This is a genomic window from Streptomyces sp. NPDC101194 (assembly GCF_044767885.1).
Classification (GTDB): Bacteria; Actinomycetota; Actinomycetes; order Streptomycetales; family Streptomycetaceae; genus Streptomyces.
The window spans coordinates 176,973-200,179 of the sequence record NZ_JBIWOS010000009.1 but is presented as its reverse complement, the minus strand read 5'-3'; the positions used below and the strand labels follow the sequence as shown (position 1 = coordinate 200,179).

Annotated in this window: 15 protein-coding genes; 4 read left to right on the top strand and 11 right to left on the bottom strand. The window is 72.7% G+C overall.

Annotated elements, in window-relative coordinates:
- Nucleotides 1–250 precede the first annotated feature (250 nt).
- Entirely contained in the window at nt 251–8,605 is an 8,355-nt protein-coding gene (locus ACIRP2_RS29360; protein ID WP_404255446.1) for a type I polyketide synthase, read from the top strand.
- A 133-nt stretch (nt 8,606–8,738) separates the two neighbouring features.
- Here ACIRP2_RS29360 and ACIRP2_RS29355 read toward each other — a convergent pair whose 3' ends face one another.
- Nucleotides 8,739–10,142: a hypothetical protein gene (locus ACIRP2_RS29355; RefSeq protein ID WP_404255444.1), complete on the bottom strand. Its 1,404-nt coding sequence runs from the start codon at nt 10,140–10,142 to the stop codon at nt 8,739–8,741.
- 162 nt (nt 10,143–10,304) lie between these two features.
- Between ACIRP2_RS29355 and ACIRP2_RS29350 the strand changes: the two genes are divergently transcribed.
- Nucleotides 10,305–11,669, top strand: a complete 1,365-nt coding sequence (locus ACIRP2_RS29350) for a molybdopterin-dependent oxidoreductase (RefSeq protein ID WP_404255442.1) — start codon at nt 10,305–10,307, stop codon at nt 11,667–11,669.
- A gap of 373 nt (nt 11,670–12,042) precedes the next feature.
- On the opposite strand, the gene ACIRP2_RS29345 is transcribed toward ACIRP2_RS29350, so the two are convergent.
- The 3 genes from ACIRP2_RS29345 to ACIRP2_RS29335 are packed head-to-tail and all read right to left on the bottom strand — an operon-like array spanning nt 12,043 to nt 14,278.
- Entirely contained in the window at nt 12,043–12,849 is an 807-nt protein-coding gene (locus tag ACIRP2_RS29345; protein ID WP_404255440.1) for a class I SAM-dependent methyltransferase, read from the bottom strand.
- Between the two features lie 20 nt (nt 12,850–12,869).
- The gene (locus ACIRP2_RS29340; protein WP_404255438.1) at nt 12,870–13,556 is read right to left on the bottom strand and encodes a DUF2064 domain-containing protein; all 687 of its coding nucleotides are present in this window, start codon (nt 13,554–13,556) and stop codon (nt 12,870–12,872) included.
- The gene (locus ACIRP2_RS29335) at nt 13,553–14,278 is read right to left on the bottom strand and encodes a glycosyltransferase family 2 protein (RefSeq protein WP_404255436.1); all 726 of its coding nucleotides are present in this window, start codon (nt 14,276–14,278) and stop codon (nt 13,553–13,555) included. Before ACIRP2_RS29335 ends, ACIRP2_RS29340 begins: the two co-directional genes overlap by 4 nt.
- A gap of 113 nt (nt 14,279–14,391) precedes the next feature.
- Here ACIRP2_RS29335 and ACIRP2_RS29330 point away from each other — a divergent pair, with 113 nt between their 5' ends.
- Nucleotides 14,392–15,204 (top strand): response regulator transcription factor, encoded by an 813-nt coding sequence (locus ACIRP2_RS29330; protein ID WP_404255434.1) that lies wholly within the window; start codon nt 14,392–14,394, stop codon nt 15,202–15,204.
- Complete coding sequence (locus ACIRP2_RS29325; protein WP_404255432.1) at nt 15,201–16,310, top strand: sensor histidine kinase; 1,110 nt, start codon at nt 15,201–15,203, stop codon at nt 16,308–16,310. Before ACIRP2_RS29330 ends, ACIRP2_RS29325 begins: the two co-directional genes overlap by 4 nt.
- Here ACIRP2_RS29325 and ACIRP2_RS29320 read toward each other — a convergent pair.
- From ACIRP2_RS29320 to ACIRP2_RS29290, 7 genes are all read right to left on the bottom strand, one after another.
- Nucleotides 16,288–17,415 (bottom strand): NAD-dependent epimerase/dehydratase family protein, encoded by a 1,128-nt coding sequence (locus ACIRP2_RS29320; protein ID WP_404255430.1) that lies wholly within the window; start codon nt 17,413–17,415, stop codon nt 16,288–16,290. The genes ACIRP2_RS29325 and ACIRP2_RS29320 overlap by 23 nt on opposite strands.
- Nucleotides 17,416–17,677: 262 nt before the next feature.
- Entirely contained in the window at nt 17,678–18,256 is a 579-nt protein-coding gene (locus ACIRP2_RS29315) for a GNAT family N-acetyltransferase (protein ID WP_404255428.1), read from the bottom strand.
- Between the two features lie 132 nt (nt 18,257–18,388).
- Nucleotides 18,389–19,237, bottom strand: a complete 849-nt coding sequence (locus tag ACIRP2_RS29310; RefSeq protein WP_404255426.1) for an SGNH/GDSL hydrolase family protein — start codon at nt 19,235–19,237, stop codon at nt 18,389–18,391.
- Between the two features lie 162 nt (nt 19,238–19,399).
- A complete protein-coding gene (locus ACIRP2_RS29305) occupies nt 19,400–20,053 on the bottom strand; it encodes a LysE family translocator (protein ID WP_404255424.1) in 654 nt (217 codons plus the stop codon).
- Nucleotides 20,054–20,239: 186 nt separating this feature from the next.
- Entirely contained in the window at nt 20,240–21,259 is a 1,020-nt protein-coding gene (locus ACIRP2_RS29300; protein WP_404255422.1) for a hemolysin family protein, read from the bottom strand.
- Complete coding sequence (locus ACIRP2_RS29295) at nt 21,256–22,590, bottom strand: hemolysin family protein (RefSeq protein ID WP_404255420.1); 1,335 nt, start codon at nt 22,588–22,590, stop codon at nt 21,256–21,258. Before ACIRP2_RS29295 ends, ACIRP2_RS29300 begins: the two co-directional genes overlap by 4 nt.
- Nucleotides 22,591–22,765: 175 nt before the next feature.
- On the bottom strand, nt 22,766–23,191 hold the full coding sequence (locus ACIRP2_RS29290; RefSeq protein ID WP_404255418.1) for a GNAT family N-acetyltransferase: 426 nt from the start codon (nt 23,189–23,191) through the stop codon (nt 22,766–22,768).
- Nucleotides 23,192–23,207 lie beyond the last annotated feature (16 nt).

Genomic DNA, 23,207 nt, shown 5'->3' with positions numbered 1-23,207 from the left:
GCGTTCGCGGTCGGCATCCTCCAGGCCATGGCTTCGTGACCTGCCGCACTCGGGCTCGTGGTCGGACCTGTGGCCGATTTCGCGAGAGGAGGCGCTGCCTGGCCGCCTTCGCGAGGCATCGGCCAGGAGGGCGGTGCTGCCGTGGATCCGGCCGCCGCCTCCGTGGCCGGACAGGCCCTCCCCACCGGGATGCAACCTGGAGAACCGTGCCGTCGTCCTCAACGGCGGGTCGTCTCAGGGAGGTCACGCGTTGGGTACGCACGCCGACATCGTCACGCCACTGCCGGAACTGCTCGGGCACCACGCCCGGCGCCTCGGGGACAAGGTCTGTTTCCAGGACCGGCTCAGGCGTGTGACCTACCGGGAGCTGGAACGGAGGACCGCACGGCTGGCCGGTCACCTGGCCGGACTCGGCCTGGCGCGCGGTGACCGGGTGGCCGTACTGCTCGGCAACCGGGTCGAGGCGGTCGAGAGCCTGCTCGCCGTCACCCGGGCGAGCGGCATCGGCGTACCTCTGGACCCAGGGAACTCGGACGACGAGCTGGCCCGCCTGCTGAACGACAGCGGGGCCCGGGTGCTCATCACCGACGGCGTCTGCCTGTCGCGGCGGCGAGCCTCGACGCTGCCGCCCGGGCTGACCGTGATGATGGCCGAAGGCGGCGACGAGGACGGGGACGTGCACTCGCCTTCGGGGGCGGGCTTCGGGCAACCGGCGGACGGGGCCGGCGGCGCCGGGGGCCGGTCCGCCGCGCTCGCGAGAGGCGTTCTGCGGTACGAGGAGTTGGCGGGTACGGAGCCGCGGAGGCCGGCCCGGGACGATCTCGCCCTGGACGAGGTGGCCTGGCTGCTCTACACCTCGGGCTCCTCCGGCACGCCCAAGGGCGTCCTGTCCACCCAGCGCAACCGCCTCGCGTCGGTCGCGTCGGGGCTCGTCGGCGTCCTGGGCCTGTCCGAACGGGACCGCGTGCTGTGGCCGTTGCCCCTCCATCATGCGATGAGCCAGATCGTGTGCTTCCTCGGGGTGACCGCGGTGGGGGCGAGCGCGATGCTGCTGCCCCGGTTCTCGGTGGCGGCCGTGCTCGGCGAACTGCGGCGCGAGGAAGCCTCGTTCACTCTGCTCGGCGGGGTCCCGACCACGTATTCGGCGCTGCTCGACGCGGTCCGGGGAGAAGGGAGCGGCACTGGCGGCACCGGACTCGGCGCCCCCGCGCTGCGGGGTTGCGTCAGTGGTGGTGCCGCGGCGGGGCCCGGGTTCCGCGAGTCCTTCGAGGCGCTCTGTCGTGTTCCCTATCTGGAGCACTACGGCAGCACCGAGGCGGGCCCGGTCACCATGCCGGCGCCGGACGGGGCGGCGGCGTCCGGGACGTGCGGCCGGGTGCTGCCGGGCACCCGGGTCCGGGTCGGTGGGGGTGCCGACGGCCGGGACACGGGCGAGGGCGAGTTGTGGGTCAACGGGCCCGGGGTCATGACCGGTTACCACGGGAGGCCGGAAGCCACCGCGGAAGTACTGCGCCAGGGCTGGTTCCGCACGGGTGATCTGGCCAGGATCGACGGTTCCGGTGGACTGTCGATCACCGGCCGGGCCGACGATCTGATCATCCGCGGCGGGGTGAACATCCACCCTTCGGAAGTGGAGGCGGTGCTGCGGCGGCTGCCGGGGGTCGCGGACGCCGCCGTGGCCGGACGCCCGCACCCCGTCTTCGGCGAGGTGCCGGTCGGCTATCTGGTCGCGGAGCCCGGGGGCGGCGGGCTGGACCGGGGGCGCCTCCTCGCCGCCTGTCGTGCGGAACTGTCCGGCTCCAAGGTGCCCGCCGAACTGTTCGAGGTGGCGGACATTCCCCGTACCACCTCCGGGAAGATCCTGCGGCGGGACCTCGCCGACCGGCCGGCGGGGGCGCTGGGCGCGGAGGCCGCCGGGAAGCCGTCGGGGGACCTGCTCGCCCTGGTGCGGGGCGAGGTGGCGGCCGTGCTCGGCTGTACGGCTCAGGCCGTGGAGCCGGGCACGGCACTGCGGGACCTGGGCATGGACTCACTGACGGCGACGGTACTGAGGGAGCGGTTGTCGGCGGTGACCGGCCTGCCGCTCTCCGAAGCCGTCGCCTTCGACTTTCCCACGGCCGCCGCGCTCGCCGCCCACCTCGGGGAACAGCACGCCGCCGCGCCCGCCGGTGCCGGGCCCGTGCACCGGAGCGCGGCCCGGTCGGACGACGACCCCGTGGTGATCGTGGGGATGGCATGCCGCTATCCCGGAGACGTGACCTCTCCCGAGGAACTGTGGCGGCTGGTGGCCGACGGGAGGGACGTCATCGGTCCCTTCCCCACCGACCGGGGCTGGGACACCCGGGCACTGTACGACCCGGACCCCGGGCGGCCCGGACGGACATATGTGCGCGAAGGCGGCTTCCTCTCCGGTGCGGACCGGTTCGACCCCGGCTTCTTCGGCATCTCTCCCCGCGAGGCGCTGGCCATGGACCCGCAGCACCGACTGCTGCTCGAAGTGGCGTGGGAGGCCTTCGAACACGCCGGTCTCGTCCCCGGCACCCTGCGCGGTTCGGCGACCGGGGTGTACGTCGGGCTGATGTACAGCGACTACGCCCGCCACCTGACAAGGACGCCCGAGCAGGTCGAGGGGTACCTCGGCCTCGGCAACGCCGGAAGCGTCGCCTCGGGTCGTATCGCGTACACCTTCGGGCTCGAAGGCCCGGCCATCACCGTGGACACGGCGTGTTCCTCGTCCTTGGTGGCCCTGCACCTGGCGGCCCAGGCGCTGCGCCGGGGCGAGTGTGCCTACGCGTTGGCCGGCGGTGCCACGGTGATGTCGGGGCCCTCGTCGTTCGTGGAGTTCAGCCGCCAGCGGGCACTGGCTCCGGACGGCCGGTGCAAGGCGTTCGGCGCGTCTGCCGACGGCACCGGGTGGGCCGAGGGCGCCGGAATGCTGCTGCTGAGCCGGTTGTCCGAGGCGCGCCGCGCCGGACTTCCGGTACTGGCCGTGGTGCGCGGCTCGGCGGTGAACCAGGACGGGGCGAGCAACGGGCTGACCGCACCGCACGGACCGGCGCAGCAGCGGGTGATCCGTCAGGCGCTCGAGGACGCGGGGCTGAACCTCGGGGACATCGACGCGGTGGAGGCGCACGGCACCGGCACCCGGCTGGGGGATGTCATCGAGGCGGAGGCCTTCTTCGCGACGTACGGGCGGCAGGCGCGGCAACGTCCCCTCCGGCTGGGCTCGGTGAAGTCGAACATCGGTCACACCCAGGCCGCCGCCGGGGTGGCCGGCGTGATCAAAATGGTGCAGGCGATGCGGCACGGGGTGCTGCCCCGTACGCTGCACGCCGACGAGCCGTCCCCCCGGGTCGACTGGTCGACGGGGCGGATCGCGCTGCTGACCCGGGCGGTGGAGTGGCCTGCGACGGACCGTCCGCGCCGGGTGGGGGTGTCCTCGTTCGGTATCAGCGGCACCAACGCCCATGTGGTGCTCGAAGAGGCTCCGGACGGCGGGGAGGCCGCGCCGCCGTATGCGATGGCGGACGGCGGGTCCGCCGGTGACGGGGCGCCGCCGGAAGGTGCGACGCGACCCGGACCGGTCGCGGTGGCCTTTCCGGTGTCGGCCAGGAACGTGCCGGGGCTGCGGGCCCAGGCGCGACGGCTGTACGACCATGTGGCCGCCTCGCCCGACGTGTCCCTGGTGGACATCGGCTACTCGCTCGCCACCACGCGTACCGCCTTCGAGCACCGGGCCGTGGTGGTGGCCCGGGACCGTGCCGAACTGCTCGGCTCCCTGCGGGCCGTGGCGGAGGAGAACGGCCGGCCCGGAGTGCGCACCGGCACGTCCCGCCACCACGGCCCGCCGGTCCTGCTGTTCACCGGTCAGGGCAGCCAGCGCGCCGGCATGGGCCGTGAACTGTACGAGTCGCGGGACCTGCATCCGGCCTTCGCCCGTTCGTTGGACGAGTCCTGTGCCCTGCTCGACACGCTGCTGCCGGTGCCCCTGCGGGACGTCATGTTCGCCGGGCCGGGTACGGAGACGGGCGCGCTGCTGCACACGACCCGGTTCGCGCAGCCGGCTCTCTTCGCCCTGGAGACGGCCCTGTTCCGGCAGTTCGAGGCATGGGGGGTGCGCCCCGGCCCGGTGGCCGGGCACTCCGTGGGCGAGGTGACGGCTGCACACGTCGCCGGGGTGTTGTCGCTCGCGGACGCCTGCACACTGGTGGCGGCCCGTGGCCGGCTGATGGACGCGCTGCCTCCGGGCGGCGCCATGGCGGCCGTGGCCGCCGGCGCGGAGGAGGTGGCCGCCCACCTCGCCGGGACCGGGGGTGCGGTGGAGATCGCCGCGTTCAACGGACCCGCCTCGGTGGTCGTCTCCGGCGACGAGGCCGCGGTGCGGGAGGCCGTCGCGCACTTCCGGGGGCGGGGCCGTTCGGCGACGCCGCTGCGGGTCGCCCACGCCTTCCACTCCACCCGGATGGAGCCCGTGCTGGCCGAATTCGCGGACGTGGTCCGGCGGCTGTCCTTCGCCGCGCCGAAGCTGCCCCTGATCAGCGCCGTTCAGGGCCGGACGGCCACCGAGGAGGAGCTGTGCACACCGGAGTTCTGGGTGGACCATGTGCGCCGTCCGGTCCGTTTCGCCGATTCGGTGGCGCACCTGGATGAGCGGGGCGCGGCACACTACGTCGAACTGGGGCCGGACGGGGTGCTCACCGGCCTGGTGCGAGATTGCCTCGCCTCGTCCGGACCGGCCCCGGCCGACCCGGACACGGGCGCGGCGGGCGGCGGCAAGCGGGGCCCGGCACCGCTGGTCCTGCCGACACTGCGCGGGACGCGGCCGGAAGCGGACGCCCTGCTCGACACACTGGCCGCGCTGCACGCCCACGGCGTGCCGGTCGACTGGCGGGCTGTCCTCGCCGGGCGCGGCGGGCGGCGCGTCGCACTGCCCACGTACGCCTTCCGGCGCCGCCGGTACTGGCTGGAGTCCGCCCCGGGGCATCCGGCCGTGTCCCCGACGGCCGGGCCCAGCCATCCGTTCCTGCGTTCGGACCCCCGTACGGCCGACGGCGGGGTGCTGCTGAGCGGGTTGCTCTCGGTGCACGACCAGCCATGGCTCGCCGACCACGTGGTGGCCGGGAAGGTCTTGCTGCCGGCGACCGCCTTCGTCGACATGGTCCTCCACGCCGGTGAGTTGACGGGCGCGGCCGTCCTGGACGAGCTCGTCCTGACCGCGCCGTTGTGCTTGCCCGCGGACGGTGCCGTCGCCGTGCAGGTGAAGGTGGCGGGGGCGGACGACACGGGACGGCGGGCCGTGCTCTTCCACTCCCGGCCGCACGCTCCGGCGGGTGACGGGCCGTGGCTCCGGAACGCCGTCGGCACTCTCGCGTCGGCACCGGAGCTCGCGGAATCGGGAGCGGCCGCCGCCAAGGCCGGCGGCGCGTCCCGGTCGGCGGCGTCCTGGCCGCCGGAGGCGGCGGTGCCGCTGCACGACGGCGGTCCGGGGACCGGACCGTACGAGCGACTGGCCGCCGACGGGCTGGGGTACGGTCCCGCCTTCCGGGGCATGCGAGCCGCCTGGAGGCACGGGGAGGAGCTGTACGCCGAGGTCGCGCTGCCCGAGGCGGCCCGGACCCCGCGCCCGGAGCCGGACGGCCGGGGGTTCCTCCTGCATCCCGCGCTGTTCGACGCGGCACTGCACGCCCGGGCCCTGGACAGCCTGGTCACGAACGGTTCCGGGACGGCGGATCCGGCGGGCGGCGGGTTGTCCCTGCCGTTCGCCTTCAACGGAGTGCGGGTGCACGCCACCGGCGTCCAGCGGGTGCGGGTACGGATGGCCCCCGGCCCCGACGGGCAGACCGGGGTGGAACTGACCGACGAGGCGGGTTCCTTGGTGGCGACGGTCCGTTCGCTGACGCTACGGCCTCTTCCGCGTACCGGCTCGACGGCGCCGGACGCGGTCACCGGCGCTCTCCACCGGACGGACTGGGTACCGCTGACGGAGCCGCCCGTTCCCGCGGCCATGCCCCGCTGGGCGGTTCTGGGCACGGCGGGCACGGGGCTGGTGGACGCCCTCGCGCCCCCCGGTTCCGGTGTCCCGGTGTATTCCGGCCCGGCGGCGTGCGACGCGTCGTCGGCCGTCGTCGTCGCACCGTGCCCGCCGCCGGACACGACCGGTGGCGGGCAGGACCGGGCCGCCGGGTTGCTGGGGACGGCGAGCTGGGCGCTGGGGCTCGTGCAGGAGTGGCTCGCCCAACCGCGCCTGTCCCGCTCCCGTCTCGTCCTCGTGACGTCCGGTGCCGTCACCGCGGCCGACGACGGTCTCTCCGCGGAGGGCGTCGATCGCGGCCTTGACGGCCCGTTCGGCGAAACGGCGTGCGTGCCGTCACACACACCGGTGTGGGGGCTCGTCCGCTCGGCCCTGCGGGAGAACCCGGGCCGCTTCGCCCTGATCGACGTGGATGAACACCCCGATTCCTGGAATGCCCTGCCCGCCCTGCTGGCCGCCTCGGTGCCGGAGGCGGCGGTGCGCCGGGGGACGGCGCGCGTACCGGAGCTGGTGCAACTGGACGAGACGGCACCGAAGCCGCGCGAGCGGCGGCGGCTCGACCCGGAGGGCACCGTCCTGGTCACCGGCGGCACCGGTTCCCTGGGCATGCTGGTGGCCCGGCACCTGGTCACCGCCCACGGCGTCCGCCACCTGCTGCTCGCCGGCCGGCGCGGGCCGGACGCCCCGGGGGCCCCGGAACTCGTCGCGGAGCTGCGTGCGGCGGGCGCCCAGGTGGCCCTGCATGCCTGTGACGTCGCGGACCGGACCGCGCTCGCCGCCCTGCTCGACACCGTACCGGCGGCCCACCCGCTGACCGGCGTCGTGCACACCGCGGGGGTGCTGGACGACGGCGTCGTCCCGGCGCTCACCCCCGACCGTCTGAGGCGGGTGCTGCGGCCCAAGGCGGACGCCGCTCTCGCGCTGCACGAACTGACCCGCGGACACGACCTGGCCGTGTTCGCGCTGTTCTCGTCGGTGGCGGGTGCCTTCGGTTCCGCCGGCCAGGCCAACTACGCCGCGGCCAACTGTGTGCTGGATGCCCTGGCACGACACCGCGGGCGGCTCGGCCTGCCCGGTACGTCGATCGTCTGGGGCCCCTGGCAGCAGGACGACGGCATGATGGCGCACCTCGGCGACGCGGACCTGCGGCGGATGGCCCGTTCCGGGTTCGGCGCGCTCGGGCCGGCGGAAGGCCTGGCCCTTTTCGACGCCGCCGTGGCCGGGGACGAACCCGTGGTGGTGGCGGCCCGCCTGGCCCCGGCCGCTCTCCGCAGCGGCGAGCAGGCGGCGAACCGCCTCCGAACCCCCGCCGACGCCGACGACGGCGGGGACCGAACCGGTCGGGTCCTGGCGACCGCTCCCCCCGGCGAGCGGCGCGGGGTGCTGCTCGCACAGGTGCGGACCCTGGCGGCCCGCGTCCTGGGCCACGGGGAGGAGGCGAGCGAGATCGACGAGGACATCCTGCTGGCGGACCTGGGACTGGACTCCCTGGCCGCGGTCGATCTGCGCAATGAGCTCGCGGCGTGGACGGGGCTGGCACTGCCGTCCACGCTGCTGTTCGACTTCCCGACGCCGCGCGCGCTCGCCGCCGAGCTGACGCGGCGGTATGCCGTCGAGGCGTCATCTGCCGGCCCCGCGTCCGACGGCCCGGCACGGCCCGAGGGCGCCGACGCCCCGGGCGCCGCCGGCCGGCCGACGGATGACGGTGCGGGCGGTCCGTCGGACGCCCGGGTACAGGCCGCCGACGCACCGCGCGCCGGGGGATCTCCGGACTCCCTGGGTGCGCTCTTTCGTACCGCATGCGCCCGGGGACGGAGCTGGGACGGCATGGTGCTCCTGACCATCGCGGCGCGCCTCCGCCCGGTCTTCGACAGGACCGGGGCGCCCGGTGCGACGCACGAGCCCGTCATGCTCGCGGCGGGCGGTGCGGGGGCCCGGCTGGTCTGCTCGCCCGCGCTCAGCGCGCTGTCCGGACCGCAGGAGTACGCGCGCCTCGGTGCCCGGCTGCGAGGGCTGCGGCCGGTTTCCGCGGTCCGGCATCCGGGGTTCGAGCCCGGAGAGGCTCTGCCCGCCACGCTCGACGCTCTCGTCACCGCGCAGGCAACCGCCGTCCGCGCGGCCGCGACCGAAGGCCCGCCGGTACTGCTGGGGCGGTCGGCCGGTGGCTGGGTGGCCCATGCCGTGGCCGAGCGTCTGGAGTCGGAGGGGGTCGTCCCGGCGGCCGTCGTCCTGGTGGACACCTATCCACCCGGGTACGGCGACCAGGACCAGGTGCTCTCCGCGATGACGTCGGACATGCTGCGCAGGGCGGCGGAGTTCGCCTCTGCCAGTCCCGATCGGCTCACCGCCATGGCCGGGTACTTCGACCTCTTCAGCGACTGGAAACCCGCGCCGCTCGCCTGTCCCACCCTGTACATACGGGCCCGTGACCCACTGCCCGGCGCCGACCCCGCTCCGGACTGGATCCTGCCGCACGCCGAGGTCACCGTGCCGGGTGACCACTTCACCATGCTGGAGGAACACGCCCGTACCACCGCACTCGCCATCCACCAGTGGCTCGGCGACCGGGCCTGAGGACGCCCTGGCCCCCCTCATCGGCATCACGATGGGCTCATTTCTTGGCAGTGTTCCCGCCTCCGACGAAGGTGGTCCGCGCGTCCTGAACGGCAGGTCCGTGTACCGGGGAGGCGAGCACGTTCCCCGATGCTCACCAGCCGGTCCGGAGCAAGTGGTTGACGAGGAGGGGAAGGGCGGCTTGTGCGCTGAGCCAGCCGCGGCGGGCGTGCGGGGGAAGAAGTGCGGTGGAGGGGAGCAGCCAGAGGACGAAGGGTTGCCAGATGCGTTCTGTCTCGGCCTTGCTCATGCCGGAGAGGTCGGCGACGAGGAGCGCGAGGAGGGCTGTGAGGGTGAGGAGGGCGAGTCGTCGGCGAGGAGTGGTGGTGTGGGTGCGCAGGGCGTGCAGGGCGGCGGGGGCTCCGGCGGAGGCACGGCGGAGGCCGGCGAGGGTGGCGAGGCCGGAGACGAGGGTGGCGCAGGCGAGGTTGGCCCAGATCCAGTAGGAGTAGGGCCGGATGCCGCCTGCCCCTTGGTAATAGCGCGTGACGAGCAGGTGGTAGGCCTCCCACCAGTTGTAGCCCGCCACTGTGAAGGCGAGGGGGACGACGAGTGCGCCGAGCAGGAAGGGGAGCAGGGGGCGGGCGGTGCGCGGGAGTACGAGCACGGCGAGAAGGGGGACCGCGATGAGTGTCAGTCCGTAACTGAGGTAGCAGGTCAGGCCGTAGAGCAGGCCGGAGGCGAGGGCTGCCGTTGCGGGGAGGCGGGTCGAGCGGGTCGCGGCCAGGGCGAGAAGGGCGATGGACCAGGCGGCGACCGCGGCGAAGTAGCCGTCCGCCGAGGTGCCCGTCCACACGGCCATCGGGGCGAGGACCAGGAAGGGGGCGGCCCGGCGTGCCAGGCGTTCCTCCGACAAGGCACGCACCGTGACCAGGGCCGCGATCGTCATGGAGCTGCCGAGCACGATGCACCAGACCCCGGCCCAGGCGCCGCCGCCGAGTCCGATGCGGTCCAGCACGACGAACGTGAGCGTGGCGCCGGGCGGATGGCCGGCGACATGGGTCGGCCAGTTGCCCGGGGGGCCGACGAGGATGTGGTCGTTGAAGCCGCGCAGGGCGGCGCCGATGTCGTCGAACCGGGCGACGGCCCGAAGGTATTCGTGTTTCGTGTTGAGCCGTTCGGCGATGCCCCGGTCCCAGCCGTCGATCATTGCCAGGGAGACGATCCAGGCAAGAGAGGCGGCCCAGGCGGTGGCGAGGAGACCGCGCCAGGGCAGCCGGTCGGCGAGGGGCGGGCCATGGGCGACCACGGCTGCCGCAACGGCGAGCGCGGCGGGGGTACCGGGGCCGAGGTGCGGGTCCCAGGACGCCAGCAGAGGCGGCCAGTCGACGAAGAGGGTGCCGTCCGTGTCCTCGATCCGGCGGCCGACGAACACCGCGACCGTGACCAGTAGGACACCTGCTGCGGCGGCGATCAGATCGCGGCGACGACCGGTGCCGTCGATGGCGGTGCGCTGCCCGGCCGGGTGGTTGCCGGTGATGTGTTCCTCGGTCTTCACCGTGGCACGCTATGCAGGACGGGGCGGCTGCCGGCGGTGCCACCGGGCCACGTCATCAAACCGTCAGATATTGGTCCGGTTGGCCGTAGCGGGGAGTGACGTCAGAGTCTCGTCATGGGTCGCGGGCGGACGGGCCCGTTGCCCCGGCCTTAGCTTCGGGACATGGGCGACAAGCGTCACAACAGAGCGTTCCGCTTCCCGTTTCGTTCGGGCCGGGCGGGGCGCGACCCGTCGGACGGACCCGGTCCCGAGCCCGCTGCGACCGCCGGGCGGGCACCGGCGCTCCTCGAACGGTTCCAGGTCTCGGAGAGGCTGCCTTCCGCGCCGGGGTTCTGGCGTAGTCCGGTGCGCGGCGTCCGGTTCACGGCGGTCCTCGGTCTGGTCCTGCTCGTCGGGATGACGTTGCTGTTCGTGACGGGGCTGCTGTCGTACGCCGCCTACAACCCGGATCTGGCAGCGGTCAACGACAAGACACCGGACAAGGGGTTGCTGGGGTTCTATCTTTTCTCCTGGCCGACCGGCCCGCACTGGCTGTACCGGCTGACGCAGGGGGTGCACGTCACGGGCGGCATCATCCTCGTACCGGTTCTGCTGGCGAAGCTGTGGTCGGTGATCCCGAAGCTCTTCGCGCTGCCGCCCGCCCGCTCGGTGGGACACGCGCTGGAAACGCTGTCGCTGTTGCTGCTCGTCGGCGGCGCGTTGTTCGAGTTCATCACCGGCCTGCTCAACATTCAATTGGAGTACGTGTTCCCGGGTTCGTTCTACCCGTTGCACTTCTACGGGGCGTGGCTGTTCTTCGCCGGGTTCATCGCCCATGTCGCGCTGAAGCTGCCACGGACCGTACGGGTCCTGCGGAACAGGGAACCCGCAACGGCCCGGGACGAGCTGGCGTCACCGTCCCCCGACGCGCCGACCATCTCCCGGCGCGGTGCCTTCGCCGTGGTGGGTGCCGGATCGCTGCTCCTCCTGGTCACCTCGCTGGGCCGGAGCTTCGACGTGCTGCGGCTCACCGCGCTCCTCACCCCGCGCGGGGTCGCCGACCCGGGGCCCGGACCCAACGGCTTCCAGATCAACAGGACCGCCGCGTCCGTCGGGGTCACCCCCGCCGACACGGGGGAACGGTGGCGACTCACCGTCAGCGGCCCGGCCGGGGAGCGCTCCTTCACCAGGGAACAGCTCCTCGCCATGACCCAGCACAGCTCGGCCCTGCCGATCGCGTGCGTGGAGGGCTGGTCGACCTCGGACCAGTGGTGGCGAGGGGTGCGGCTGCGGGACCTGGCGGCGCTCGCCGGATATCCGGATCGGCCGCCGGGGGTTCTCGTGGAGTCCGTGCAGCCCAGCGGGCCCTTCCGCAAGTCGGCACTCCGCGACAACCAGGTGCGCGATTCGCGCTCGTTGCTGGCGCTGGAGGCCAATGGCGAGACGCTGTCATTGGACCACGGCTATCCGGCGCGGATCATCGTCCCGGCCGCGCCCGGTGTGCTCAACACCAAATGGGTGACCCGGCTGACGTTCGGAGAACTGTAATGGGGCGGAGTGGGCGAACCGCGACGGAGCGGAACGAGGCGCGGACGGGCGGGCCGAGGCCGAAGGAGGCCTTCGGACGCTGGTACGGGGAAGGGCCGATGCATCTCATTCTGCTGGTCGTCACCTTCGCGCTTGCCGGTTACGCGGGCGTACGGCTGCTGGCGGGGGACACGTTCGCCGTCGTGGTGTGGTTCGTCGGCTCGGCGCTGGTGCACGATCTGGTGCTGCTGCCGGTGTACGCGACGGCGGACCGGGCCGTGCGCAGGGTGCTGGGACCGCGCTCGGACCTGGTCAACTTCGTACGGGTGCCCGGCTTTCTCTCCGGGCTGCTGCTCCTGATGTGGTTCCCCCTGATCGCCCGGCAGGCAACCCACTACAAGGCGGCGAGCGGACTGTCCGTCGATGTCTTTCTGGGCAACTGGCTGCTGATCACGGCTGCGCTGTTCGCCGTGTCGGCGCTCTGGCTCACCGTCCGGACCCTCCGGCTGCGGCGCAGGGCGAGGAAGGAGCGGCCGTCCGCCGTCCACTGATCGCAGAGCTGCCAGCCCTGCGGCTGTGCGTACCGGAGCAGCGCGGGGGAGCCGATCCGGGCCCAGGCGAAGTGCACGTCGCCCGGGCCGGTGGGGTCCGGCGCACCGCCGCACGTCGGCGCGAGGTGTCCGTCGACCAGCCGCACTCGGACCCGTTCGTCGATGTCGAGCGGCGCGGTCTCCGTGATGAGCAGCCCGCCGGGGGCGAGCAGTTCCGCGGTGCGCATCAGCAGGGCCTGCGGGTCGCCGCCGATGCCGACGTTGCCGTCGACGAGCAGGACGGAGCCCCAACGGCCCTCGCCCGGCAGCGGGTCGAAGACGGAACGGCGCAGCGCCGGACCACCGATCCGCAGCGTGTGCGCGACAGCCGCCTCGCTGACGTCGATGCCGAGCGCCCGATGACCCCGCCCGGCCAGCTCCGCGACGAGGCGTCCGGGGCCGCACCCGATGTCGAGGACCGGTCCTTCGCAGCGGCGCAGTGCCGACAGGTCGGCGCTGTCGGCGCCCGCGCACCAGCGCTCGACATCCAGGGGAAGCAGCCAGCCGTCGGTGCGGCGCAGGAAGAGCGGGCCGTGGCCGTTGCGCAGGGCGTTGGCGTACGGGTCGGCGCTCCACGGGGTGAGGTCCGGTGGCGCAGGCCTCCTCACCACGTGGTCTGCGGCCGTACCGCTCACCGGGTCACCGCCCCGGTCAGCCGGGCGAGGGTCGCGGCGAACCGCCCGCCCGGTGCGGCGGCGGCGACGTGTGCGGCGTCCGCCGCGTCGTCCACGTCCCGCAACGGGGGGAGGTCCCGCACGGTGAGGCCCGCCTCGACGAGCCGCCGCCGCTGGACCGTGCCGGTCTGCGGTACGGACATGGGTACACCCCGTAGGAGACCGGGGTCGGGGACGGCCAGGCCGAGCGCCCAGAAGCCGCCGTCGTCGGCAGGACCGAACCAGGCGTCGCAACCGTCCCAGGCGTCCGGTGCGAGCGCGAGCGCCAGATGCGCCGGGGTGACCTGAGGGGTGTCCATGCCGATGAGCAGCGCCGGCCCGGTACAGCCGGCGAACGCCGCCGCGAGCCTCTCGTCGAGCCGCCCGGTGCTCTGCGCGACCACCTCGATGCCGTCCGGCAGCCAGGGCCCGGGCCGCCCGTCGAGCACGAGCACACGCCGCCGCGCAGGGAGGGCGAGGAGGGTGCGCAGTGTGTCACCGAGCGCCGCCTCGGCGAGCTGCGCGGCCTCGACGGGAGTGAAGGGCGGAGTGAGCCGGGTCTTGACCAGGCCGGGCAGCGGTTCCTTGGCGATCACGAGGAGAGTGGTGGGGCCGGAGGGCGCGAAGCGGCCGGGCGTGTCGCCGGGGCGGGCCGTTGCGCTCATCGGGACACCCCCGACTGCGTCGGCCGGGCCGCGTTCTCCTGTGGTGGCCGGCTCAGGACCGCCCGCATGTCGCGTACCGCGTGCCACGTTCCCCGCCAGGTGCCGGTGACCTTGGACTTTCCGGTACGTGGCAGATACGGCACATCCGTCTCGGCGACCCGCATCCCGGCATCCGAAGCGCGCACCACCATCTGCAGCGGATATCCGCTGCGCCGGTCGGTGAGATCCAGCGCCAGCAGGTCCGCGCGACGAGCGGCCCGCATCGGGCCGAGATCCCGCAATCGCAGTCCCGTCCGCCGGTACAGCATCCGGGCCAACGCCAGATTTCCCGCACGGGCGTGCAGCGGCCAGGCGCCACGGCCCTGGGGTCGGCGCCGGCCCAGCAGCAGATCGGTCTCCCCATCGGCGATCCGCCTCACGAAACCGGGCAGCAACCCGGGATCGAGGGAGCCGTCGCAGTCGCAGAAGCACACGAAGTCGGCCTGGGCGGCGAGCAGCCCGGCATGGCACGCGGCGCCGAAGCCACGCCGCGGCTCGCGTACGACGGTTGCCCCGAGGGAACGGGCCAGATCCGCCGAGCCGTCGGTGGAGCCGTTGTCGACGACGATCGCGCGCCAGCCGGCTGGGATGCCTGCCAGCACCCGGGGCAGCGCCGCCGCCTCGTCCAGACAGGGCAGAACCACATCGGCGCGGGGGAAGTCGGTGGGGGAGGTGTCGGTCACCCCGCTCACACTACGGAGCGGAACCCGGCATTTCGGGCTACAGGTTCTTACGAAAGACGGACGTCGACCCTTCGGGGGACCGCCGCCCGGCAGCGGGGTGCCAGGGTGGTCGCATGGAGAACATCCCGGGCACCCCGGATTCCGGCCCCGCCTCCGGCACCCCGCGCGGCCACGTACTCGTCGTGGACGACGACCCGACGGTCGCCGAAGTCGTCGTCGGCTATCTGGACCGGGCGGGTTACGAGGTACGGCACGTCGGCGACGGCCCGGCGGCCCTGGAGTGCTTCGCCGGACGACGGCCGGACCTGGTGGTCCTCGATCTGATGCTGCCCGGCATGGACGGATTCGAGGCCTGCCGCCGGATGCGGGTGCAGGGCCCCGTTCCGGTCATCATGCTGACGGCGCGGGGGGATGAGGACGACCGCATCCTGGGCCTGGAAACCGGCGCGGACGATTACGTCACCAAGCCGTTCAGCCCGCGCGAGCTGGTGCTGCGCGTCGACTCCGTGCTGCGCCGGAGCAGACTGCCGGCACCTTCGGCGGACGCCACCCCGGCCGCGCTGGAGGCCGCTGGGCTCCGGCTCGATCCCGAGGCCCGGCGCGCGACCCGCGAGGGCCATGAAATCGCCCTCACTCTGAGGGAGTTCGACCTTCTCGCCTTTCTGCTGCGCCACCCGGGGCGCGTTTTCACCCGGGAGGAGCTGATGCGGGAGGTCTGGGGCTGGGACTTCGGGGACCTTTCGACGGTCACGGTCCATGTCCGGAGGCTGCGCGGCAAGGTCGAGACGGACCCGGCCCGCCCACGGCTGATCCGGACGGTGTGGGGCGTGGGCTACCGACTGGGGTCGGGCACGGACCTCGACGCACCGTCCGGCGCCGCGACCGACCCGGTCATCGGCCAGGGCGCCGGGGGAGCACCCGTATGACCGACATCCTTCTCATCGCGCTCCTCGCGTTTCTGGGCGCGGCGGCGGCCGGACTCCTCGGTGCACTGGCTCTGCGGTTCCTGCGGCACCGTTCGCTCGTCGTGTCGGTGACCGTCGTCGCGGCCGTCGCTGTGACTGCGATGCTGGCCGGGACGCTCGCGGTCGCCCGGGCGATGTTCCTGTCGCCGCACGACCTGACCGTGGTCACGACCGTCGTCGGCATGGCCGCGGTGGTGTCCCTCATCACCGCGATGATGCTGGGCCGTTGGGTGGCGGCGAGGAGCCGGGAGCTGGCGCTCGCGGCCCGTTCGTTCGGTGACGGCGGCACGTTCTCCGCACCCGTGGAGCAGGCCAGTGCCGAACTCACCTCACTGGCGGGAGAGCTGGCCGCCACCAGTGCCAAGCTCGAAGGTTCCCGCGAGCGGGAACGCGCACTGGAGGCATCGCGCCGTGAGCTCGTCGCCTGGATCTCGCACGATCTGCGGACCCCGCTCGCGGGGCTGCGGGCCATGTCGGAGGCGTTGGAGGACGGCGTGGCCGCCGACTCCGGCCGCTACCTGCGGCAGATACGCACCGAAGTGGAGCGGATGAACGAGATGGTCGGCGACCTCTTCGAACTCTCGCGGATCCACGCCGGATCGCTCACTCTGGCGCCCACTCGCACCTCCGTCCACGACATGGTCGGTGACGCTCTCGCCGGCGCGGACCCGCTGGCACGGGAGCACGGGGTGCGACTGGTCGCGGACCGGATCGACGCGGTGCCGGTGGAGGTCGACAGCAAGGAGATGAGTCGGGTCCTGGGCAACCTCCTCGCCAACGCGATCCGCCGCACCCCGCCCGACGGTACGGTCGCGGTGGCAGCCCGACGGGACGACCACGGCGTGGTGCTGTCGGTGACCGATGGCTGTGGGGGCATCCCCGAGGAGGATCTGCCGAGGGTCTTCGACATGGGCTGGCGCGGCAGCCATGCCCGTACGCCTCCGGCGGGTGCCGGGCTCGGACTGGCCATCGTGCGCGGCATCGTGGAAGCGCACGACGGCCGAGCAGAGGTCCGTAACGTGACGGGCGGCTGCCGCTTCGAGGTCACGCTCCCGGCGGCAGGCTGAGCGCGTCCGGGGAGCGAGAGCCCGTTGCCGCCCTGCCCGGGTTTCCGGACGGACTCGGCGCACCCCTCAACGCCGCGCCCGCGAACTCCTTCATCCCCTCGGCGAACCCCACTTCCGGTCGCCAGCCCAGCTCGTCGCGCAACCGCCGCGAGTCCGCCGTCACATGGCGTACGTCACCGAGGCGGTACTCACCGGTGATCTGCGGTGCCGGACCGCCGTGCGCCGAGGCCAGCGCCGACGCCATCTCGCCGATCGTGTGCGGCTCACCGCTCCCCGTGTTGTACACGGCGAAGCTCCCCGCTGCCCGTTGCCCCACAGCCTCCAGCGCCACCGCATCGGCGACGGCGACATCGCGCACGTGGATGAAGTCGCGCCGCTGGCCGCCGTCCTCGAACACCTGCGGCGCCTCGCCCCGGGCCAGCGACGAACGGAAGAAGGAGGCGACGCCCGCGTACGGTGTGTCGCGCGGCATCCCGGGCCCGTACACGTTGTGGTAGCGCAGCGCGACTGCCCGCCCGTCCGTCGCGCGGGCCCACGCGGCAGCCAGATGTTCCTGTGCGAGCTTCGTCGCGGCGTACACGTTGCGCGGGTCGGTCGGCGCGTCCTCGCCCACGAGCCCCGGCGTCAATCCGCTCCCGCAGTCAGGGCATCGCGGTTCGAAGCGACCCGAAGCCAGATCGTCCACGGCCCGCGGCCCCGGTCGGACCCGCCCGTGCCGCGGGCAGTCGTACCGGCCTTCGCCGTAGACGACCATCGATCCGGCGAGCACCAGGTCCCGCACCCCGGCCGCGGCCATCTCCGCCAGCAGCGCGGCCGTTCCCAGGTCGTTGCAGCCGACGTATTCGGGAGCGTCCGCGAAGTCCTTGCCCAGGCCCACCATCGCGGCCTGATGACACACGGCGTCGATTCCCCGCAGTGCCGCGGCCACGGCCGCCCGGTCCCTCACGTCGGCGACGATCAGGCCCTCCCCGTCGTGCCGGGCACCCCGGCCGTGGGCCGACTCCAGCAACGCGTCGAACACCACCACCTCGTGCCCCCGTGCCTTCAGCGTCTCGGCGATGTGTCTCCCGATGAATCCGGCTCCGCCGGTGAGCAGTACACGCATGACGCCACGTTAGGTCCCGGTATCCCCTCCGCACCGGCACCGCGCGGACACGTCACCGGAGCGTAAGAACCATGCGGGCGCTCCGGCGATACGGGCCGCCGGGGGTGGGGCCCGCCGTCGGTCACCCCGGCCCGCGGCGCGGGCCCGGCGCCGCCCGGTCCTGGCCGTTCGCCGCGGAGATATCTACCACGCCTACCCGCGCACATGGTCAAGAACCAACGGCAGGCGCACGCACCGCTCACCTGATCGCGGGTGGCGGCCGTCAGTTCTCTCGGCGGAAGTCCAGCATGTAGAAGACCTTGTCGTAGCGGCGTTGCCCGACGGCGACGAAGTCGCGGAGGCGGCCGTACTCGGCGAAGCCCAGCGAGCGGTAGAGCTGCAGGGCAACGGCGTTGTCGCCACGGGCGTCCAGGGTGAGAACTTCGACGGCGGCGGCCCGGGCGTCCTCGATCAGGGCAGCGGTCAGCGCCCGGCCGGCGCCGCGACCGTGGACGGCGTCGTCCACAGCGACCTTCTCCAGATCAGCGTGCGGCCTGTGGGTCGGCCGGGCGTACCGCAGCCAGTACCCCAGTCCGACAAGGCGCCGGTCCAGGTAGGCGACACGCAGGGCCGCGTCCCCCGCCCGCACCGCGCGGACAACCTGGTCGAGCAGCACGGCGACCTCGTCCAAGGAGGGTGGTTCCACCCATCCCAGAGCGGCGCCCCGACCGACCAGGTCAGCCAGAATCCGGTGTGCCGACTCCGCGAACCCGGCCTCCAGCTCCGGATCGCCGGCCAGTTCCGAGGCGTCGAGGACGGCGAACTCGGCAGCCATCAAGCCGTTGACCGGCTGCGAACTCATCAACCGCACTCCAATCGGGCCGGGGAACGCCCCAGATCGTGGGGCGCCATCGGCCCCGGCGGACATTGTCGCCGACCCACGCCGCCGCGGTTCGTGCGGGCCGACGCCGCCGCGGTCCTGCTCGTGGGTTCGCTACGAGGGCGGCGGCGTGTCCACCCGGCGCCATGTCGCCACCGGGCCGGGTTCGCGGGAGTCTTCGGGGGTGACCCAGAACGCCCTTCCCTGTTCGGCGCTGTACTGGGCGCCCGTTCGTCCGTCCCCGGACGAGCGGCCGGTCAGCCGGCGCCCGATCCACGGCATCAGGTGCCGGCGGGCGAAACGGAGGTCATCGACACGTCGTATCGCCCATTTCGGTGGGACCGAGGCGGGGAGCGGGGTCCGCCAGTCGTTCTCGGGGGGCAGCCCGAGCGTCTGCCAGACCGCCTCCGCCACCCTCCGGTGCCCGTCGGCCGTCAGATGCAACCGGTCGACGTCCCACAGGCGGGGATCACCCAGAGCCGGTGCCCCGTACAGATCGACGACCGAGGCTCCGTGCCGTGCCGCCAATGCGTCGACGAGGGAGAACAATTCCTCCATCCGTGGCCGGAACCGCTCCATCACCGGCCCGTTGCGACCGGGGCTGCGCATCAGCACAAGCTTCTTGCACGAGGGGGCGAGACGTTCCACGGCCTCTTCGAGCCGTCCGCGGACCATGCCCATGTCGCACTTCGGCCGCAGTGTGTCATTGAGGCCGCCGACGAGTGTGATGACATCCGCCCCCATGGCGGCGGCCACATCGACCTGCTCGTCGACGATCTGGCCGATCAGCTTGCCGCGTACGGCGAGGTTCGCGTAGCGGAACCCCGGCCCACGGAGCGCGAGCCGACCGGCGAGGACATCGGCCCAGCCCCGGTACGAGCCGTCGGGCAGCAGGTCCGACATGCCCTCGGTGAACGAGTCGCCGACCGCGACAAGACTGGTGTATGAGGCATTCGATTCCATGGCGATGCGATCGTACCGTGGCACAATCCGACCGCCTCCGGACAGCCCCTGAGGTTCGGAAATGCTCCGAACGGCTCCGGGAGGCTCCGGACGGCGGTGCGAAGGCCCTGGCGGCGGGCGGTCCGTACGGAGCGAGGCGGCCCGCTGTGAGCCGAGAGCCCCTCAGTCGCCGAGGGCCAGCCGCAGACCGAATCCGGTGATCACGGTTCCGGTGATCCGGTCCAGCAGCCTGCGGGCCTGAGGGCGTTGCAGCCAGCCCCGCAGGGCCTGGGCGAAGGCGATCAGCAGTGCCGACCAGAGGAGACCGAGTGCGATGTGCACCCCGGTCAGCAGCAGGCCCGTGGCGAAGTGCGGGGCGCCCGCCGGTATGAACTGGGGCAGGACGGCGACGTAGAACACACCCATCTTCGGGTTGAGGAGATTGGTCAGGGCGCCCTGCCGCCATCCGGCAGTGAGGCTGTCGGTCCCGTGAGGACCCGCGGCACGGGCTTCGGACCCCTGTTCCTCCTCCTCGGTGTGCCTGCCGCGCAGGGTGTCGACGATCAAGCGTCCGCCCATCCAGAGCAGATAGGCGGCTCCGGCGTAACGCAGCGCTTCGTACGCCATGTGCGAGGCCGTGAGCAGCGCCGTGACACCGAGCGAGGTGAGCGCGCCCCAGGCGAGAGTGCCGCTCTGGATGCCGAGGACGACACCGAGCGCACGCTTGCGGCGACCGAGCGCCGAGGTGCGCAGGACGAGAGCGGTGTCGAGACCGGGAGTGAGGGTGAGGAGCCCTACGACCAGGGCGAAGGACCAAAGTGCGGTGCTGATTGCCATGGAATGCCAGCTTAACCGTGCCGGTGGCGGTGCCTTTCACCGGGAGGGTGCGCGGCCGGACCCGAACCGCGCACCCCGGCTGCCGGCAGCGCGGGTGCGGTCGGATGCGCACCCGATCGCCTCGCGGCCCGCCGGTCGGCCCGCGGCCGCATCCGCCCCGGACCGCCCGCCGGCCCCGCCCTCCGATCAGCGCGCCTGTGACCGTCCGACCAGTTCGCGCAGCACGTCCTCCATCGTGACCATTCCGGCCAGCCTGCCGTCCTCGTCCACCACCGCCGCCAGATGCGTCCGGCTGCGCCGCAACGCGGTCAGCACGTCGTCCAGCGGCGTGGCGGCCCGCACCCGGGCGATGGGGCGCATCGCCGTGACGGGGAACGGCACATCGCGCGGTGCGGCGTCCAGGGCGTCCTTCACATGGAGGTAGCCGAGGATGCGCGCCTCGCTGTCCATCACCGGAAAGCGCGAGAATCCGGTCTCGTACGAGAGCCGTTCCAACTGTTCCGGCGTCGTCCCGACCTTGGCGTACATCACCCGCTCCACCGGCATCACCACATCCCGCACCGGGCGACGGCCCAGCTCAAGGGCGTGGTGCAGCCGCTCGGCGGCGCGGTCGTCGACCAGTCCGGCATCCCCGGCGTCCTTCACCAGCCGGGCCAGCTCGTCGTCGGAGAACGTGGCGGACACTTCGTCCTTCGTCTCGACCCGCAGGAGTTTCAGCAGCGCGTTGGCGAAGGCGTTGATGGCGAAGATCACCGGGCGCAGCGCCCTGGCGAGGGCGACCAGCGGCGGTCCGAGCAGCAGCGCGGCCCGTACGGGCTCGGCCAGCGCGATGTTCTTGGGCACCATCTCGCCGAGCAGCATGTGCAGATACGTCGCCACGGACAGCGCGATCACGAACGAGATCGGATGGATCAGTCCGTGCGGCACCCCCACCGCGTCGAAGACGGGCTCCAGCAGATGCGCGATGGCCGGTTCGGCGACGATGCCGAGGACCAGCGTGCACAGCGTGATGCCGAGCTGCGCCGCCGCGAGCAGCGCCGATACGTGTTCGAGGCCCCAGACGACGCTCCGCGCCCGCCGGTTCCCCGTCTCGGCCTCGGGCTCGATCTGGCTGCGGCGCACGGAGATCAGAGCGAACTCCGCGCCGACGAAGAAGGCGTTGACGACCAGGGTCATCAGTCCGATGAAGAGCTGGACGGCGATCACCGTGCGTCCTCCGTCCGCTCGTCGTCGGGCAGCGGCGCATGCAGCAGGGCCCGCGCGGCACGGCGCCCGGAGGCGTCCACCACATCGACCCGCCAGCCGTCCAGCTCGATCGAGTCACCCACGGCGGGGATGCGGCCGACCTCGGTGGCGACGAGCCCGGCGAGCGTTTCGTACGGTCCGTCCGGCACACGCAGTCCGATTCTCTTGAGCTGGTCGAGTCGGGCGGCGCCGTCGGCCGACCAAAGGGTTCGCCCGTCGGCGTCCTCGCCGGCCGGAGCCAGGTCCGGCGTCTCGTGCGGATCGTGTTCGTCGCGCACCTCGCCGACCACCTCCTCGACGATGTCCTCCAGGGTCACGACACCGGCCGTACCGCCGTACTCGTCGATGACGACGGCCATGGCGAGCTTGCCGGACAGCCGGTCCAGGAGGCGGTCCACGGTGAGGGTCTCCGGTACGAGCAGGGGCTCGCGCAGCATCTCCGAGACGCGCGTACGGGATCGCTGCTCGGCCGGGACGGCCAGCACGTCCTTGATGTGTGCCACGCCGACGACGGTGTCGAGGCTGCCGCGGTAGACGGGGAAGCGGGACAGGCCGGTCGCGCGGGTGGCATTCGCGACGTCCTCCGCGGTCGCCTGCACCTCCAGCGCCGTGACCTGCACCCGTGGCGTCATGACGTTCTCCGCCGTCAGCTCCGACAGGTTGAGGGTGCGGACGAACAACTCGGCGGTGTCCGCCTCCAGCGCCCCCTCCTTCGCGGAGTGCCGGGCCAGCGCCACCAGCTCCTGGGGGCTGCGGGCCGAGGCGAGTTCCTCGGCCGGTTCCATGCCCAAGCGGCGCACGATCCGGTTCGCGGTGTTGTTGAGGTGACTGATGAAGGGCCGGAAGACGGCGGTGAAGGCCCGCTGCGGGGTCGCCACGGCCTTCGCCACCGCGAGCGGGGAGGAGATCGCCCAGTTCTTCGGGACGAGCTCGCCGACGACCATCAGGAACACGGTGGACAGCGCCGTTCCCAGGACGAGGGCCGCGGAGGACGCCACGCTCGGGGACAGGCCCACGGCCTCCACCGGACCGCGGATCAGTTTCGCGATCGAGGATTCGGAGAGCATGCCGACCACCAGGTTGGTGACGGTGATGCCGAGCTGTGCGCCGGAGAGCTGGAAGGTGAGGCTGCGCACGGCCTTCATGGCGCCTGCCGCGCCGCGCTCACCCCGCTCCACGGCCCGTTCGAGCTGACCGCGCTCGACGGTCGTCAGGGAGAACTCGGCCGCCACGAAGGCGCCGCAGGCGAGCGAGAGCAGCACCGCCACGAGCAGCAGAAGCACTTCGGTCATCGGTTCACCTCCGTCCCATGATCGGGCAGGGGCAGGAGGATCGCTCGATGTCGGCGATGTCGACTACTGGGGGGCTCGCCCATGGGCGGACGCTCACACCTTTCGGAAGGATCGGTCAGGACTCCGTCCATCGTAAAGGATCGGCAAAGTCGACCACTCTTCCGGACGGATGACTTCAGTCCGTGAGCGGCTTCACCCAGCGCCGCCAGTGATCCTCGCGGTGGTAGCCGGCCGCGGCCCATGTGCGGTGGGCCCGGTCGTTGGCCTCCAGAACCATGGCGTCGACCCGGCGCCCGCCCAAGGCCATGAACCGCTGTTCCGCCGCTGCCGTCAAGGCGGTGGCGATGCCTTGCCTCCGGTGGTCCGGATGTACGGCCAATCGGTAGGCGGAGCATCGCCAGCCGTCGAAACCGGCTATGACGGTTCCCACGAGAAGACCGTCACGTTCTGCCAGGAGCAGGGCCTCGGGGTCTCTTGAAATGAGCCGGGTCATCCCGTCGTGGTCGTCGCTGATGCTCGTGCCCTCTGCGGCTTCCCGCCAGAATCGCAGCACCGCGTCGATGTCGGCGAGGTCGGCGCAACGGATGTGAAGATCGCTCATGGTGCGAGCCAAGCAG